The organism is Streptomyces sp. WMMB 322 (assembly GCF_900090145.1).
Lineage (GTDB): Bacteria > Actinomycetota > Actinomycetes > Streptomycetales > Streptomycetaceae > Streptomyces.
In genome coordinates this window covers 52204-67614 of record NZ_FMHI01000001.1, presented here as the reverse complement: position 1 = coordinate 67614, position 15411 = coordinate 52204, and the positions used below count along the sequence as shown (strand labels likewise).

The window sequence follows — 15411 nt, the reverse complement described above, 5'->3', positions numbered from 1 at the left end:
GTCCGGATGGGTGTGAGATCGCTGCACCGAAGCACCCCGCAGTGGCACGATGCGTACACGCGGTACGTACCGCTGCTCTCATCGCCATTGGGGCAATAAGGATGAAGGGGACACCTTCCATGAGCGCAACCGGCGCCGCCCGTACCCCCAGCCAGGCCACCGCCTCCGGACCGGCCGGGCCCGCCGAGGTGCCCGAGCTGTCCGGGATGCAACTGCCCCAGCTGCGCGCCCTCCTGCGGGACGCCAAACAGGAGGAGGGCGAGCTCAGTTACGTACGACGGCTGCTCCAGGGGCGCATCGACATCCTCCGTGCCGAACTCACGCGGCGCAGCGCCCCCGGCTCGCCGCTGCTGGACCTGCTGCCGCAGATCCTGGCGGACGGCCCGTCCAGCCAGCGCAGCTCCGCTCGGCACGTGACGCTGAGCACACCGCAGAGCGACGAATACCGCTCCCTGGCCGAGGAGATGCTGGCGCAGGTCGAGCTGAGCGACCTGACCGCCCGCACCGACCAGGAGCTGCACGACGCGATGGCCCGTCTCGTCGGCTACGAGCAGCAGGTCTCGCAGCGGCGGCAGGTGACGCAGCGCACGGCGGACGGATGCAGCAAGGAGATCGCACGCAGGTACCGTGAGGGCGAAGCGCAAGTGGACGACCTGCTCCCCTGAGTCCCCTGCACTCCCGGCAGTCCCCGCCCCCCTGAACCGCCGGGATCCCCGGCCGAGGGCCCACGCGGCCCCGCACGCACCGCGCCCCGGCCCGCCCGGGGCCCGCGTGCGGGCCCGACCCCGGAGGGCCGGGGCCGAAGGACCCGGGAGGAGACCGGAGAGGCCCGGGGATGCCTTGGAGCTGCCTGGAGCTGCCCGGGGCTGACCGGGGCTGCCGGAGGACGAAGCCGGGAGCGGGTCGGTGAACTGAAAGGCTCCCGCCCATGCCGTCCGAGACGCCCCCCGTACTCGCCGAGGTCGTACGCTCCGGTTTCGTCGAGGGACACCACCGCGGCTCGCTGATCGTGCTCGCCGCCGACGGCAGCGTCGAGCTGTCCATGGGCGACCCCGGCGCCCCCTTCTTCCCGCGGTCGTCCAACAAGCCGGTGCAGGCCGCCGCGATGCTGCGGGCAGGGCTCGAACTCCGCGGACCGCGGCTGGCGCTGGCCACCGCGAGCCACTCGGGAGAACCGTTCCATCTGGAGCTCGTGGGCAAGATGCTCGCCGAACACGGCCTGACCGAGGACCTTCTGCAGTGCCCGCCCGAACTACCCCTCGACCAGGGCGAGATGACGCGGGCCGTCGTCTCCGCGGGCTCGGAGGAAGCGGCGCGCAGCCGCCTCGCGATGAACTGCTCCGGCAAACACGCGGCGATGCTCGCCACTTGCTCGGCGAACGGCTGGCCCCTGGAGACGTACCTCGAACCGGCCCATCCGCTCCAGGAGTTGATCGCGGAAACGCTCGAATCCCTCTCCGGTGACCGCGTCTCGCACGTCGGCACGGACGGCTGCGGTGCCCCCCTCATGGCGATAACACCGGCCGGGCTGGCGCGGGTCTTCCGCAACCTCGCGCTCGCGCCCGCCGAGAGCCCCGAGGGCCGGGTCGCCGAAGCGATGCGTGCACACCCCGAGTACGTGGCGGGCACGCAGCGGATCGACACCTGGCTGATGAGCGAGGTGCCCGGGGCGCTCGCGAAGGTGGGGGCGGAGTCCGTGCAGGCGGTGGCGCTGCCCGACGGACGCGCCCTCGCCTTCAAGATCTACGACGGCGGCAACCGCGCGGTGGGGCCCGTGCTGGCCCGCACGCTCGCCCTGCTCGGCGTGGACTCCCCCGTGCTGGAGCGCATCGCGGACTCACCGCTGCTGGGCGGCGGCCGGCGGGTCGGCGAGGTGCGCGCGGCGTTCTGACGGCGGCGGTTCCGCTGCCGTCGTCCGTGCGGGTGGCGACCGACGGGCCCCGGCACGTCCCGCGGCGAGAATGTGGGCCGGCCGGAGGAGCGTGTGAGCCGGGGGCGACCCCGGCCCGGGTACCGCCGGGCCGGCCCGTAATGCAGGTGCGGCAGCCGCCGTACGGCCATACCGTGACGCGCATGAGCCTGGAGATCCGCACCCTCGCCTCCCGTGACGAACTGCCCGAGTGGTACCGCGCACTCGCCGTCGGCTTTCTCCGCGGCGGCTCCGCGCCCGAGGAGGAGGCGGCGGCGCTCGGCCGCGACGTGGACCCGGACCGCACGCAGGGTGCCTTCGACAGGGGCCGGTGCGTGGGCACCTTCCGTACGTTCTCCCAGGAGCTGACAGTCCCCGGCGGCACCACCCTGCCGTCCTGCGCCGTCACCAACGTCACCGTCTCTCCCACCCACCGGCGCCGCGGCCTGCTCACCCGCATGATGGGCAGCGCACTGGACGCCGCGAAGGAGCGCGGCGACGCGTTCGCCTCGCTCATCTCCGCGGAGTACCCGATCTACGGCCGGTACGGCTTCGGCCCGGCCTCCTGGACCTCCGAGTGGGAGGTCGACGTCCCGCGCTCGGGGCTCGATCCGCGGCTCTCCGGCCCGGACGACGGCAGCCGGCTGGACCTCGCCGACGGCGAGGAGATCCGCCGCGTCGGACCCGCCCTGCACGAGCGTTTCCGCACCCAGCAGCACCGCCAGGGCGTGATCGACCGGCCCGACCGCTGGTGGGCACGGCACACCGGCCAACTGCGGTTTCCCGCGGACGACTTCACACCGCCCTTCCACGCCGTGCACCGCGACGCGCAGGGCGAGCCGCAGGGCTTCGTCTCGTGGACCGTGCGCGAACGCTGGGACAACAAGCTCCCGCACAACACCGCCGAGGTGAAGTGCCTGACCGCCCTCACCCCGTCCGCGGAGCGCGCGCTGTGGCTCTTCGTGCTCTCCGTCGACTGGATCACGCGCGTACGTTCCGGGCACCGCGCCCCCGACGACGTGCTGCCGCTGCTGCTGCCCGACCCGCGGGCGGCCCGGCTGGACACCCACGCCGACTTCCTGTGGCTGCGTCCCCTCGACGTGCCGCGGATGCTGGAGGCCCGCAGCTACCCCGTCCAGGGCAGGCTCGTCCTGGACCTCCACGACGAGGCAGGGCCGGCCGGCGGCCGCTACCTGCTGGAGGCCGGCCCGGACGGCGCGACGTGCAAGGCCACGCACGAAGACCCCGATCTCGCCCTGGACATCGCCGAGTTGGGCGCCCTCTACCTCGGCGACGAGTCCGCCGTGCGGCTCGCCTCGCTGGGCCGCGTCGAGGAGCGCCGCGAGGGTGCCGCCCTGTCGGCGGACACCCTCTTGCGTACGCCGCGCCGCGCCTGGTGCCCGGACATCTTCTGACGCGGGTTGCCGCTTGCGCGGCCTCGTTCCCGAAAGGCACCACCCTGTTCCCGGGGTGGCGCCGCCCCGTTCGCGGGGCGGCGCCACCCGCACCGGCACGCGGCGCGCGGAAGGCGTGGGTCGGTACCGCGCGCCGCGTGGTCAGACGATCAGCATCGTCAGTACGACGGCGCCGATGCAGCTGCACGTGACGTTCTTCGCCTTGACACCGACGCTCAGCAGCACGAAGCCGATGACGCCGACGGGGCCGAACTGCCACTCCACAAGTTGCTCGAATCCGATAACGGCCGCCGCGAGAGCGAGAGCGAACACAGGCATGGCATCCCCCTTCGTTCGAGCACGGGCCCGTACGTCGTCGGACAGGGCGGGAACCGGAGCGCTCTGTGTTGGCGAGCACCTGCGCCTACTTGGCGAAACCTGATTTGACTTGGCAACCATCCTTGCGAAGTTGTCCACCAACTTATTCGAAGTCTGCCCACTTGGCCGGAGATTGAAAACAGTTGACCAACAACTCCCGCGTCTTGGTGCGAAGTTGTACGGTCATGGTGTGAACAGGACGAGCCCCGCGAAAGGCGCACGGTCCCCGCACGAAGCGGTCGCCGCAGCGCTGCGTGAGCGGATCGACTCCGGCGAACTGCCGCCGGAGGCCCGCATCCCCACACAGAAGGACCTGGCCGAAGAGTTCGGCGTCAACCGCGCCGCCGTCCGCCAGGCCGTCCAGGACCTCAAACGCCAGGGGCTCCTCACGGACCCCGGCCGCGGAGCCCCGCCGACCGTCGCCAGGCCGGGCCCGTCCCAGGAGGAACCCAAGCCGGCCGGCACGGAACTGGCCGAACGCCTCTACGAGGCCTTCCGCGCGGAACACGTCACGATCGACACGTACTCCCTGACGACGGAGACCTTGAACAACGCACTGGCGCGGCCCCACCGTTCGATCGTGGACGGAACGATCTTCCCTCGATCGATCAAGGTCCGTGCCATCGTCCCGAGCCCTCAGGCCGACCTCGCCCTGCCCCGTCTGGTCGACGACCCGGACGACCGGCGCCCCTTGGACCGTCTCCACGAGATCCAGCGGACGTGGGCCACGGCGCTGCGCAACACCTTCGGTACGTTCCGGGGCAGGTACGAGGTGCCCGAAGTCTCGTGCGAGATACGGACCGTGGCGGCGACGCCGCTGCACAAGATCTACATCCTCAACGGCACCGAGGCGCTGATGGGCTATTACACAGTCGTCCGCGACCGGGTGCCCTACCGGGACGAGGAACTGGAGATCTTCGACGTCCTCGGGCTCGAAAGCCCCCTCTTCCGCTTCTCCGCCGGCCCGGACGGTCACGACAAGCAGGACGACGCCTTCCTGGCCCACTCACAGGCCTGGTTCGACTCGCTGTGGGAGAACCTCTCCACGCCGCAGATGCCGGACTGACCGTACGGCCCGGGTGATGACCCCGTGGTGATCGGGCGCCTCAACAGGGGAAATCTGTTCCGGCCCGCGACGGGAACTGTAAGGTTCCCCCACTCGAGCCGGTCAGTGCCCGCACAAGAAAGTCACTCAGCCGATGACGTCCCACGCATACCGACAGGCCGAACGTGCCGGGACCATCGACGGCCCGCTTCAGGGCCACCACCGGGAGTGGTACGTGGTGAGTCCCGACTCCGCCGAGTTCGCCGGCTCACCGAGGCTGAAGGTCGGACAGCCGAGGGAGCAAGTCCTCTGGTTCGACCGGCGTTCCTTCGACTCCGAAGAAGAACTGCTGCTGCTTCTTCCCGGGCTCGGGATTCCGCGCATTCCTTCCGTCCTTCGCCTCGGCTCCCCCGGCCCGGTCGTCCTCGGCTTCATCGAGGGAGACCCGCTCAACCGGCTTGCGCCTGCCGGCAGCCCCGTGACGGCCGGTGTCGTGGACCAGATCATGGAGCTGTTCGGGGCACTGGGACGCGTGCCGGCCGAGACCGTCATGCAGTGGGAGATCAGCACCCGCAGGGACGGACAGCTCAAGGACTGCGCACAGTTCCTGCAGAGCCTGATCAGCTTCACCCATGACGAGGTCTACGAGGCGAGACAGCCGGAGTTCGGCGAGCTCTTCGCCCAGCTCGGCATCCGGGGCGCGGCCGTCGCGCCGGATTCGCAGCTCATGTACGAGGCGGCACAGCTGACCCCCCGCCCCTTCTGCCTTGTTCACGGGGACCTCCACCGGGCGAACTTCATCGTGGACGACGCGGACCGGCTCTGGACGATCGACTGGGAGCTCGCCACGCTCGGCGACCCGCTCTACGAACTCGCCACTCACCTGCATTTGATGCGCTACCCCGACCGCCAGCGACGCGACGTCACAGAACGATGGCGGACCACCATGGAGAGGTCGCTCCCGGGAGCCGCAGCGGGGCTCGACTCCGATCTCCCCCGCTACCTGGCTTACAAGCGCACGCAGTCCGTCTACACCGACGTCATGCGGCACGCCATCAAGGTCCGTACGTGCAGGACACCCGAAGAACGGGCGAGGCAGCTGGACGAGAGCGCAAGGGCCGTCAGGCGGGTGCTCACCCAGGCCGGAACGTGCCCGGGACTGCCCCCCGTGCCCGGCTTCACGCAGATCAAGGACGCGTACAGGGCGTACTGCGCAGCTCGGTGACCACCCGGCCCCTTCCGGGCCTTCCGGGCCCGGTGGTCCGCTGTACGTCGTCCGCCGCGCGGGGGATAGTTGGGGCCCGACAACGCCGCGGACCTGGCACGAGGAGTGAAATGCGCGATCTCATCGAAGCCGCGAAAGCTGTTCTCTTCGACTTCGACGGGCCCATCTGCCACCTCTTCCGGAAGCGTCCGCCGGCGGCCATCGCACAACGACTCGAAGAGGTCGCCCTGGCCCACCACAGCGGCGCTGCCGACTGGTTGCCGCGGGGCACCCGTGATCCCCAGGAGATACTGCGCGCCGTCTTCGAACAGCCGGGCCTCGTCGAGAGCGGCGTCGCGCGGGACATCGAGCGGGCGCTGACCGAGGAGGAGGTGCAGGCGGCGCCGGGCGCCTTCCCCACCGCGTACGCCGACGCGCTCATCCGCACGCTCGTCGCCACCGGACGGGAGCTGGCCGTCACGACGAACAACTCGCAGCAGGCGGTGGAGCGTTACCTGGAGACCCGTACGACGCACGAGCTGTTCGCGGGCCGCGTCCACGGCCGGAGCGCCGAGGGCGCGCTGCGCCTCAAGCCGGACCCGGACTGTCTGCTGCGTGCCCTGGAATCCACCAAGACACCGGCGCAGGAAGCGCTGATGATCGGGGACGCGCCCCGGGATCTGGAAGCGGCGCGGGCCGCCGGAGTGGCCTTCCTCGGTTACGCGCGCAACGAACGCAAGGAGCAGGAGCTGCGGGCGGCCGGCGCCGGGCACGTGGTCGGCTCACTGCGGGACGTCCTGCTGACGGTGGACCCCCGCGCGCACGTGTGACGGTCCGCCGGGAGGGTGCCCTGCGCGGAAGTGGGCACGCGGTGAAGCGTACGTAAGGTGGGAGGCAGAGGCAGTGCCGGGCGCACGGCCTCCGCCTTCCGGGCACCCGGCCTGCCGGGGCCGGCGACGCGGCCGGCTCCGGCGCAGCGCACGAGGAGGACTGGACGCGATGACCGACGCCCCCATGCCCCAGAGCAACGAGCCGGCGCACGACCCCGAGGTGCTGGAGCTCGCCCAGAAGATCTTCGGGCTGGCGCGGCACGGCGACACGGACACGATCGCCGCCTACGTCGACGCGGGTGTCCCGGTGAACCTCACCAACGACAAGGGTGATTCCCTGCTCATGCTCGCCGCCTACCACGGTCACGCCCCCGCCGTGCGCGCTCTCCTGGACCGGGGCGCCGACCCCGACAAGCCGAACGACAAGGGCCAGATGCCGATCGCGGGGGCGGTCTTCAAGGGCGAGGACGAGGTCGTGCGCGTGCTCCTGGAGGGCGGCGCGGACCCGCGCGCGGGCGAGCCGTCCGCGGTGGAGACTGCGCGGATGTTCGAGAAGAAGGAGCTGCTGGAGCTCTTCGGCGAGAGCGCGTAGCGGAAGCCGTCGGGGCCGGGCCGGTACGGAGAATCCGTACCGGCCCGGCCCCCGTTCGCAGACCCGGGACTACCGCGCCCGCTCCGCCCCGCCGGCCACGTTCGCCGTACCGGCTGCATCCACTGCATCTGCTGCATCCGTCACATCCGCCACGACGCAGCTGACGTTGTCGGGCCCGCCCGACCGGTTCGCCAGGGCGACGAGCTCGCGGACGGTCGTCTCCGGGTCCGCCGTCCCCGCGACGGTCCGCCGCACGTGCTCCTCCGGGACGACCGACGTCAGCCCGTCCGAGCAGAGCAGGTAGCGGTCACCGGCCCGTACGTCCTGGAGCCGTACGTCCGGACGGTCGCCGGGCCGTCCGGTCAACGCCCTCATCAGCAGCGCACGCTGCGGGTGCGAGGCCGCCTCCTCCTCGCTGATGCGGCCCTCGTCGACCATGGACCGTACGAGGGTGTGGTCGTGGGTGATCTGGAAGAAGTCGCCGTCTCGCAGCAGATAGGCCCGGCTGTCCCCGATGTGCACGAGCGCGAGCTGCGACCCCGTCCACAGCATCGCGGTGAGGGTGGTGCCGGCCTCCGCGTCGCCGTCCGTGCCGGTGTTCGTGTCCCCGCCCGTCTCCGGGGCCACGGCCTCGCCGACCGCGCGGTCGACGGACGTCAGCGTCTCGTCGAGGACGTTGAGCAGGTCCGCCGCCGGGATGCTGCCCTGTTCGAGCTGCTTGAGCGCGTCGATGGCGGCGGCGCCGGCGGTGCCGCCGCTGCCGCCGAAGCCGTCGGCGACGGCGAGCAGCCTGGAACCGGCGTACGCCGCGTCCTGGTTGCTCTCCCGTTCGAGGCCGGCGTCGGTCAGCGCGGCGTACCGGATGGCGAGTGGTCTCTCGGTGTGCGGCATGGCGGTGTCCTTCCGTGACAGTTGGCCGATGAGGAAGGCGGCCAGGTCGCGCCGGGCGGCCAGGTCGTCCTCGACCTGGGCCCAGTAGGCCCGCACCTCGCGCGCGACGGCGGGCCCGTCCAGCCCGTCCAGCTCACGGATGCGGGCCAGAGGCATCCCGAGGCGGCGCAACCAGGCGACGAGCCGGGCCTGTTCCAGCTGGCCGGGCGCGTAGAGGCGGTAGCCCGTGACCGGATCGACCCGGGCGGGGAGCAGAAGACCCAGCTCGCCGTAGAGGCGCAGTGCCTTCGGTGACAGCCGGGACGCCTTCGCGAACTCCCCGATCGTCAGCAGGCCCTCCGAGCCCGCCTCTGCGTGCCCCGCGGCACCCATGCCTCGCTGAGCGCCGGCGCCTGGCTGAGCGCCCGTGCCTCGCTGAGCGCCCGCGCCGCCCGCGCCGGACGGAGTGCCCCTGCTCTCACCCATGCCGCTCCTCCCCACGCCGGGCCCGTCGCCCGGCACGCCGATGCTGCGGCCTCCCCCAAGGACAAGGTCAAGGACTGCCGGTCGGGGCAGCCCGGCCCGGCAACTTCCCGGTCGGCCTGCCGGTCGCCTCGCCGGTCTTCCTGCCGGTCAGCACGGAGACATCGACCCGCTCCGTGAAGGTCTCCCGGTGCGGCAGCGCCTGCCGGACGCGCTGCGCGAAGGCGGGCCGGTCCGCGGGCGCGGGCAGCTGCCGTTCGGGGAGTGCGGAGTAGATCCCGCCGACGAGTTCTTCGCATGTCACCTCCTCCGTGTAGGAGACGACGCGGTGCCGGACGTCCGTGAAGCCGGCGGCTTCGAGGGCCGGGGCGTAGCGCTCGCGGTCCTTGCGCGCGGTGCCGCAGGAGTCCTTCAGTTCCGTACCGAAGTGCTCCTCGAGGAAGCCGCGCAGGGCACGCGACCAGTCGCTGTCCTGAAGCCATGCCGGTGTCCCGTTGGCCAGGACGGCGACTCCTCCGCCCGGTCGGATGAGCGGGAGGAGCGCGGCGAACAGGTCTTCGTGCTGCATCCAGTGCAGGGCCTGGCCGATCACCGTTGCGGCGAGGCGGTGTTCGCCGAGCAGCGCACCGAGTGCGGGGACGTCGGCATCCGCCCCCAGTACCCACGTGACGTCGGTGCCGCCGGCGGCCGGTGCGGCCTCCCTGGCCATGCGGAGCATGTCGGGTTCCGGGTCCATGCCGATCACTGCGCGGACGCGGCGGGCGAGCGGGACGGTGAGCTGCCCCGTGCCGCATCCCAGGTCGAGGACGGTGTCCTGCGGGGTCAACGCGAAAGTCTCGTCCAGCGCTTCGAACACCTCGGGCGGATAACCGCGCCGGAACCGGGCGTAGTACCTGGCCACGTCACCACCGAATCCGAGTTCCATGCGCACACCCTGCCCGGGCGGGCGTCCGGCCGCGGGGGAATCGCTGCGGGCTGAACTCCCGGCGCGTCTTCCGTGAGCGTCCCCGGGGCAACCCCGCGGGCGATGCGGGAGCTTGCCTCGTCGCCGCGCCCGGGCGGGTGCCATTGCGTCGGCGGGCGACGGGAGCGGGAAAGGCTGACAGCAGCAGCCTCCGCCTTCGACGAAAACGGGGAGAACATCATGCGCAGGCACATCCGCCTCGTCGGGGCGGTCGCGGCGGCCGGAGTCGGAGCGGGCACGCTCGGGGCGTGCGGGCTGATCCCCGGGGAGACGTCGGAGGACAGCGCGACGTTGTCGCAGAAGGTCGGCGCCGTGCGGCTGGACACCGATTCGGGCGCCATCCGGCTCCGCAGCAAGCAGACCGTCACGAAGGTCACCGTGAAGCGGACGATCGAGTTCGACGGGGACGAACCGAAGAAGCGCACGTTCCACGTCGAGGACGGCGTCCTCGTGCTGCGCGGCTGTGGCGACGACTGCCGGGTGAGCTACACGGTCGACCTGCCGCCGAGGGTCCGGGTGAGCGGCAGCACCTCGTCCGGGGGGATCAGCCTCACAGGCGTGGGCAAGGTGGATGTGACCACCCGTTCCGGTGCGGTCGACCTCGACGACGTCGATGGCCGCGTCGCGGTGCGCACGACCAACGGGCGCATCAACGGACGCGGCCTGAAGGGCGACGGCGTACGGGCCGAGACGTCCAACGGCGCGATCGACCTCAGGCTGAGCACGCCGCAGGACGTGCGGGCGAAGACGTCCAACGGCGCGATCTCCGTGACCGCGCCGGACAACCGCTACAAGGTGTCGGCGAAGACGAGCAACGGCAGCAAGCAGCTCGGCATCCGCAACGACCCGTCCGGCCGCGACACCCTCGACCTGACGACGACGAACGGCTCCATTCGCGTCAAGAAGGCCGGCTGACTCAGGCCTCCACCAGGCGGCCTGCGACGACCTCGGCGGCCCGGTCGGCGTCGGCGCCGGTGTTGTAGAGGTGGAAGGCGAGCCGCATCCGTCCGGCCCGGGTGCTGGCGACGACTCCCGCACGGCGCAGCTCGGCGGGTGTGCCGGAGTCGACGGCCGCGCTGACGATCGCGGAGTCGCCCGGCGGCAGGCCGACGGCGCTGCGGAAGCGGTTCGCGAGCGCGAGAGCGTGCTCGCGGAGTGCGTCCGTACCGATGCCGTTGAGCAGCTCCAGGCTCTTCTCCTGGCCGATCCAGGCCTGCCACACCGGGGAGACGTCGAAGCGCCGTGCGTCCTTCGCGAGCCGCAGGGGTGCGCCGTACAGGCTCTCCCAGCGCTCCTCGCCGGCGAACCATCCGGCCGAGTGCGGAACGAGATCGTCGACGTGCTCGGGCCGCACGGTGAGAAAGCACGTGCCCCTCGGGGCCAGCAGCCACTTGTAGCCGCCGCCCACGGTGTAGGCGAACCGGCTCGCGTCGACGGGCAGCCAGCCGGCGGCCTGCGTCGTGTCCAGCAGCACGCGCGCGCCCACCGCGTCGCAGGCCGCGGTGAGGGCGTCGAGGTCGGCCAGGCGGCCGTCCGCGGACTGCACGGCCGCGACGGCCACAAGCGACGTGCGGGACGTCACCTCCCCGGCGATGGACTCCAGGGGCACCTCGCGTACGTCGACTCCACGAGGGGCCTGCGCGTGGAAGGGGAAGACGACGCTGGTGAACTCCCCGGCGGCGGTGAGGACTTCGCTGCCCGCGGGCAGGGACGCGGCGATCAGCCCGACGAAGGCGCTGACCTGGCTGCCCACCGACACCCATGACGGTTCGACGCCGACGAGCGAGGCGTAGCCGGCGCGGGCGGCCTCGACCGGGATGTCGTAGGCCACCGGGTCGGCGGTCCCCTTGCGCCAGTCCTCCTCCGCCTCACGCAAGGCGTTCAGGGAGCTTTGTGGCGGCAGGCCTATGGAAGCGGTGTTGAGGTAGACGACATCGGGGTCGAACTCCGCCTGTGCGAGTGCGAGACGGGATCGCCCCTCGGACCTGTCCGCCGGGTCGCCGGCGCTCCGGATGTTCTGCATTGCTCAAGACTGCGCCCCGCCTCGGCCTGCGCGGAAGTGCCACCTTGCTGCAAGCGGACCGGAGGGCCTAGGGGGTGTCTGACAAATAGCGTCGTCCATCTCTGGGCCTAGCGGCCAGGGTGGGCCCCAGCAGTGTGGGGCGCGCGGTGGCTGGTGCGTGCGATCGCAAGGCGGAGGGTGGGGGTACCTCCCGGGCCGCCAGGCCCAGGGGGAGAGAGCGCAGCGGGCTGCGCCGACGACCGACAACGCAGCGTGGGGGCACCCCCGGCCGAAGGCTGGGGGAGTGCGTGCAAGCCACCGCGCGCCTGGGGGCACCTCCCAGCGGCAGCTGGGGGAGGGATTTGTCAGACACTCCCTAGGGCGCGGTCACTCCGTCCGGTTGCGTGCCTGCCGGTGCGCCGCCATCCGTACGGGGGCGTTGGCGGCGCCGTCACCGCGGTAGCCCCCCACCCGCTGCACCACTTCGAAGAAGACGCGCGAGCCGAGGATGCCGGTGCAGAAGTGGAAGAACTCGCCGTGCTCGTCCCGGTCGTAGAGGATGTTGAGCTCCCGCAGGTCGCGCAGCAGCACGGGGTCCGGCGCGTAGCGGGCGTCCAGGTCGTCGTAGTAGTTGCCGGTGACGGGCAGGATCTCCAGGCCCCGGTCGCGGGCGCTGCGAGCGGCGGCGAAGACGTCGTCGGTCGTGAACGCGACGTGTTCCGGGTCCGGCACCGAGGGCGCCCAGCCTCCGCGGCGCAGCAGTGCGCCGTGCATGGCTATCCGCACCTCGCCGGACGCGTTGGCGACGGTGCGGCTGCGGACCAGGCCGAAGGGCGCCCCGTACTCGGCGGAGTCCCGCTCCCGCAGGTCGAGCACGGACTGGTAGAAGGTCATCGACCCGGTGAACTGGTCGTTCGGCTGTGCCAGCGCGACGTGGTCGATGCGTCCGAGGGCTCCGGGTGCGGCGGCGGCCCCTGCGGCGGGACGGTCCTGGTCCGGGCCGGCGGCGGCGGGGCCCGTGGGGACGAAGTCCGCCCGCCAGTCCGGGCCGGGCGCCTCCCCGCCGGGACAGAAGAACAGCTGGGTGCCGTCCGGGGCGGCGACCGCGGTGAGTTCGGCCTCCTCGGGGCCGCGCCTGCGGGGCAGGGGCGTGGCGAGGAGGGCCTCGGCCCGGCGTGCGGACTGCTCCGGGTCGCGGCTCTCGACGGCGAGGGCCACGAGTTCCGCCCGGCCGGGCGCATCTGCGGCTGCCCCGGCCGCTCCGGTTCCGGCAGCCGGGTCACCGGCGGCGGGCTCCGCGCCGGCGGCTCCCGTTCCGTGCGAACCCCCGGCGCTTTCCTGCCTGTTGAGCACGACGTTGCTGCCGCCCTGCTGCCACAGGTCGACGGGCTTGGAGCGGTGGCGCCCGGTGCGGACGAAGCCCAGCGCGGCCAGCGCGCCGGAGACCTGCGGAGCGGACCGGTCGTCCACGGCGAGTTCGACGAAGGCGTGCCCGAGGAGCCCGGGCGCGGAGGGCGGCGCCGCGAGGCCGGTCCGGCGGCGCTCCCGGCCGTCCGAGGGCTCGTACCGGTGCCCGGCGACGGCCTCTTCGAGCGCGACCAGCGACCGCATCCCGTCGACGGCGGCGGGCCCGGGGTCGGTCTGCCGGAAGACGTCGTTGAACACCTCCAGCGACAGCGGCCCCTCGTACCCGGCGGCGAGCACCTGGGCGACGAAGCCCGGCAGGTCGAAGGAGCCCTGGCCGGGGAAGAGGCGGTGGTGCCTGGACCACTGCAGTACGTCCATGTCGAGACGCGGGGCGTCGGCGAGCTGGAGGAAGAAGAGCTTGTCCGCGTCGACGGTGTCGATGCCCACCGGTGCGGGGTCGCGGGAGAGCACGTGGAAGCTGTCCAGGCACAGCCCGAGGTTCGGGTGGTCCGCCCTGCGAACGATCTGCCAGGAGTGTTCCCAGCTGTTGACGAAGCGGCCCCAGGCCAGGGCCTCGTAGGCGACGCGCATCCCTCGCGTCGCGGCGCGGTCGGCCAGCGCGCGCAGTTGTGCGGCGGCGAGGCCGTCGTCGTCCGTGGCGTGCGGCGAGAGCGTGGAGCACACGAGCACCGTGTCCGCGCCCAGCCGCTCCATCAGGTCGAACTTCCGTTCAGCGCGGCGGAGGTTGGCGGAGTGCAGGGCTTCCGGCACGGCCTCGAAGTCGCGGAAGGGCTGGTAGAGATCGACGGTCAGCCCGAGGTCCGCGCAGAGGGCGCCGACGCTCTCCGGTGACATCGCCGAGACGACGAGGTCGTTCTCGAATATCTCGACACCTTCGAAGCCCGCCGCGGCCGCCGCCCGCAGCTTGTCCTCCAGCATGCCGGAGAGGCACACGGTCGCGATGCCCTTGCGTGCGTGAGGCCGTGCCGACGACGACGGCCCCGCCGGTGCGACGGGCGATGTGGCGGAGGGCGCGACGGGTGGTGTGGCGGAGGTCGCGACGGGTGGTGTGGCGGAGGCCGCGACGGGTGGTGTGGCGGGCGGGGAAGACCTGGACGGCTTCATGCGTGCTCCTTGGTGCCGGCTGCCGCGTGCGGTGCCGGCGTGTGGCCCGGCTCCCGGATCGAGCAGGGATGTTCGTATGCCGCACTAGAATTCACATCGCGCACAGTAGGAGCGCATCCCGTGAGACGTCAATCGGCGGGCAGCGAGGCGAGCCCTTCGCCGGACTCCGGCCCCCTCCGGGCGGGATCCCGTCCGCTTGGCCTCCGGCGGGTCCGGCGCGGTAGCCTGTGCGTAATGCGCACAGTCGCGCGGCACAGCAGGCCGGTCCCGTACGGGAGGTAGTGAGGCGTTGTCGGAAACGGTGACGAAGGGACGCGAGGAGTACGGTCCCCACTTCGTGCAGTCCGTCGCGCGGGCCCTGTCGGTGATGCGCTCGTTCACCGCGGAGCGCCGCTCGCAGACACTCACGCAAGTCGCGCGCGAGACCGGACTCGACCGGGCGACGGCCCGCCGGCTCCTGCTCACCCTCGCCGACCTCGGCTACGTCACCAGCGACGGCCGCTCCTTCGAACTCACCCCGCGCACCCTTGAGCTGGGCTACGCCTACCTCTCCAGCATGTCGCTGCCCGAGATCGCCCAGCCGCATCTCCAGTCGCTGGCCCGCGAGCTCAACGAGACGGCGGCCCTCGCGGTCCTGGACGGCGAGGAGATCGTCTACATCGCGCTCGTGCAGAGCACCCGCCTGATGGCGGTGAAGATCGGCATCGGCACGCGCTTCGACGTCTACACGACATCGATGGGCCGAGTGCTGCTGGCAGGGCTCCCGGACGCCGAACTGGACGAGCGCTTCGGGCGGCTGAGGCTGGAGAAGAAGACCGACCACACCATCCGCAGTCCGCGGACCCTGCGCGAGGAGATCGACAAGGTGCGCAAGCAGGGCTGGGCGCTCGTCGACTCGGAGCTGGAGGAAGGCCTGCGGGGCGCGGCCGCGCCCGTGCGCGACCGCGCGGGACAGGTCGTCGCCGCCGCGAACGTCTCGGTGCACGCGGGGCGTACGACACCCGAACTGGTCGAACGCGACTACGTCCCGGCGATCCTGCGCACCGTCCGGCTCATCGAAGCCGACCTGGTCAGCGGGATCACGCGCTGACCGCGCAGCGCCCCGAGGCACCGGACGCACCCGCCGGGGCCGTCGGAGCCGGGGCCCCGGAGCGGTCCCCGGGGCGGTCAGGCACGCCGAAGGGTCCGGGGCGCTCTCGGAGTTCACC

At 72.0% G+C, this 15411-nt stretch carries 14 protein-coding genes; 9 read left to right on the top strand and 5 right to left on the bottom strand.

Annotated features, from left to right (window positions below):
- Positions 1-119 precede the first annotated feature (119 nt).
- From H180DRAFT_RS00305 to H180DRAFT_RS00295, 3 genes are all read left to right on the top strand, one after another.
- Positions 120-665, top strand: a complete 546-nt coding sequence (locus tag H180DRAFT_RS00305) for an RsiG family protein (RefSeq protein ID WP_055483938.1) — start codon at positions 120-122, stop codon at positions 663-665.
- 263 nt (positions 666-928) lie between these two features.
- Positions 929-1891: an asparaginase gene (locus H180DRAFT_RS00300; protein WP_055483937.1), complete on the top strand. Its 963-nt coding sequence runs from the start codon at positions 929-931 to the stop codon at positions 1889-1891.
- Positions 1892-2073: 182 nt separating this feature from the next.
- Positions 2074-3324 (top strand): GNAT family N-acetyltransferase, encoded by a 1251-nt coding sequence (locus H180DRAFT_RS00295; RefSeq protein ID WP_055484411.1) that lies wholly within the window; start codon positions 2074-2076, stop codon positions 3322-3324.
- 141 nt (positions 3325-3465) lie between these two features.
- Here H180DRAFT_RS00295 and H180DRAFT_RS29645 read toward each other — a convergent pair whose 3' ends face one another.
- Positions 3466-3642, bottom strand: coding sequence for a hypothetical protein (locus tag H180DRAFT_RS29645; RefSeq protein ID WP_175437697.1), 177 nt, complete (start codon positions 3640-3642; stop codon positions 3466-3468).
- 229 nt (positions 3643-3871) lie between these two features.
- Between H180DRAFT_RS29645 and H180DRAFT_RS00290 the strand changes: the two genes are divergently transcribed.
- The 4 genes from H180DRAFT_RS00290 (at position 3872) to H180DRAFT_RS00275 (ending at position 7352) form a co-directional block, all read left to right on the top strand.
- A complete protein-coding gene (locus H180DRAFT_RS00290) occupies positions 3872-4747 on the top strand; it encodes a winged helix-turn-helix domain-containing protein (RefSeq protein ID WP_055483936.1) in 876 nt (291 codons plus the stop codon).
- A 133-nt stretch (positions 4748-4880) separates the two neighbouring features.
- Positions 4881-5951, top strand: a complete 1071-nt coding sequence (locus tag H180DRAFT_RS00285; RefSeq protein ID WP_055483935.1) for an aminoglycoside phosphotransferase family protein — start codon at positions 4881-4883, stop codon at positions 5949-5951.
- Positions 5952-6061: 110 nt separating this feature from the next.
- Positions 6062-6760 carry an HAD family hydrolase gene (locus tag H180DRAFT_RS00280; protein WP_055483934.1) on the top strand — a complete coding sequence of 233 codons (699 nt, stop codon included), beginning with the start codon at positions 6062-6064 and terminating at the stop codon, positions 6758-6760.
- Between the two features lie 169 nt (positions 6761-6929).
- Positions 6930-7352: an ankyrin repeat domain-containing protein gene (locus H180DRAFT_RS00275; RefSeq protein ID WP_055483933.1), complete on the top strand. Its 423-nt coding sequence runs from the start codon at positions 6930-6932 to the stop codon at positions 7350-7352.
- A 69-nt stretch (positions 7353-7421) separates the two neighbouring features.
- Here the strand turns inward: H180DRAFT_RS00275 and H180DRAFT_RS00270 are convergent, their stop codons facing one another.
- Together H180DRAFT_RS00270 and H180DRAFT_RS00265 are read right to left on the bottom strand one after the other, a co-directional pair.
- A complete protein-coding gene (locus H180DRAFT_RS00270; protein ID WP_055483932.1) occupies positions 7422-8615 on the bottom strand; it encodes a MerR family transcriptional regulator in 1194 nt (397 codons plus the stop codon).
- Between the two features lie 160 nt (positions 8616-8775).
- Complete coding sequence (locus tag H180DRAFT_RS00265; protein WP_055483931.1) at positions 8776-9630, bottom strand: class I SAM-dependent methyltransferase; 855 nt, start codon at positions 9628-9630, stop codon at positions 8776-8778.
- A gap of 219 nt (positions 9631-9849) precedes the next feature.
- Between H180DRAFT_RS00265 and H180DRAFT_RS00260 the strand changes: the two genes are divergently transcribed.
- Entirely contained in the window at positions 9850-10584 is a 735-nt protein-coding gene (locus tag H180DRAFT_RS00260; RefSeq protein ID WP_055483930.1) for a DUF4097 family beta strand repeat-containing protein, read from the top strand.
- A 1-nt stretch (position 10585) separates the two neighbouring features.
- On the opposite strand, the gene H180DRAFT_RS00255 is transcribed toward H180DRAFT_RS00260, so the two are convergent.
- Positions 10586-11692 (bottom strand): aminotransferase class V-fold PLP-dependent enzyme, encoded by a 1107-nt coding sequence (locus H180DRAFT_RS00255; RefSeq protein ID WP_055483929.1) that lies wholly within the window; start codon positions 11690-11692, stop codon positions 10586-10588.
- 366 nt (positions 11693-12058) lie between these two features.
- Entirely contained in the window at positions 12059-14203 is a 2145-nt protein-coding gene (locus H180DRAFT_RS00250) for a TIM barrel protein (RefSeq protein WP_368073099.1), read from the bottom strand.
- Between the two features lie 301 nt (positions 14204-14504).
- Here H180DRAFT_RS00250 and H180DRAFT_RS00245 point away from each other — a divergent pair, with 301 nt between their 5' ends.
- Entirely contained in the window at positions 14505-15293 is a 789-nt protein-coding gene (locus H180DRAFT_RS00245) for an IclR family transcriptional regulator domain-containing protein (protein ID WP_254665805.1), read from the top strand.
- Positions 15294-15411 lie beyond the last annotated feature (118 nt).

Bases quoted from the DNA above. Each gene is read 5' to 3' on its own strand.
- H180DRAFT_RS00285 (WP_055483935.1), top strand. From the start codon at position 4,881: ATGACGTCCCACGCATACCGACAGGCCGAACGTGCCGGGACCATCGAC.
- H180DRAFT_RS29645 (WP_175437697.1), bottom strand. From the start codon at position 3,642: ATGCCTGTGTTCGCTCTCGCTCTCGCGGCGGCCGTTATCGGATTCGAG.
- H180DRAFT_RS00265 (WP_055483931.1), bottom strand. From the start codon at position 9,630: ATGGAACTCGGATTCGGTGGTGACGTGGCCAGGTACTACGCCCGGTTC.
- H180DRAFT_RS00305 (WP_055483938.1), top strand. From the start codon at position 120: ATGAGCGCAACCGGCGCCGCCCGTACCCCCAGCCAGGCCACCGCCTCC.
- H180DRAFT_RS00295 (WP_055484411.1), top strand. From the start codon at position 2,074: ATGAGCCTGGAGATCCGCACCCTCGCCTCCCGTGACGAACTGCCCGAG.
- H180DRAFT_RS00250 (WP_368073099.1), bottom strand. From the start codon at position 14,203: ATGAAGCCGTCCAGGTCTTCCCCGCCCGCCACACCACCCGTCGCGGCC.
- H180DRAFT_RS00280 (WP_055483934.1), top strand. From the start codon at position 6,062: ATGCGCGATCTCATCGAAGCCGCGAAAGCTGTTCTCTTCGACTTCGAC.
- H180DRAFT_RS00255 (WP_055483929.1), bottom strand. From the start codon at position 11,692: ATGCAGAACATCCGGAGCGCCGGCGACCCGGCGGACAGGTCCGAGGGG.
- H180DRAFT_RS00300 (WP_055483937.1), top strand. From the start codon at position 929: ATGCCGTCCGAGACGCCCCCCGTACTCGCCGAGGTCGTACGCTCCGGT.
- H180DRAFT_RS00260 (WP_055483930.1), top strand. From the start codon at position 9,850: ATGCGCAGGCACATCCGCCTCGTCGGGGCGGTCGCGGCGGCCGGAGTC.
- H180DRAFT_RS00275 (WP_055483933.1), top strand. From the start codon at position 6,930: ATGACCGACGCCCCCATGCCCCAGAGCAACGAGCCGGCGCACGACCCC.
- H180DRAFT_RS00270 (WP_055483932.1), bottom strand. From the start codon at position 8,615: ATGGGTGCCGCGGGGCACGCAGAGGCGGGCTCGGAGGGCCTGCTGACG.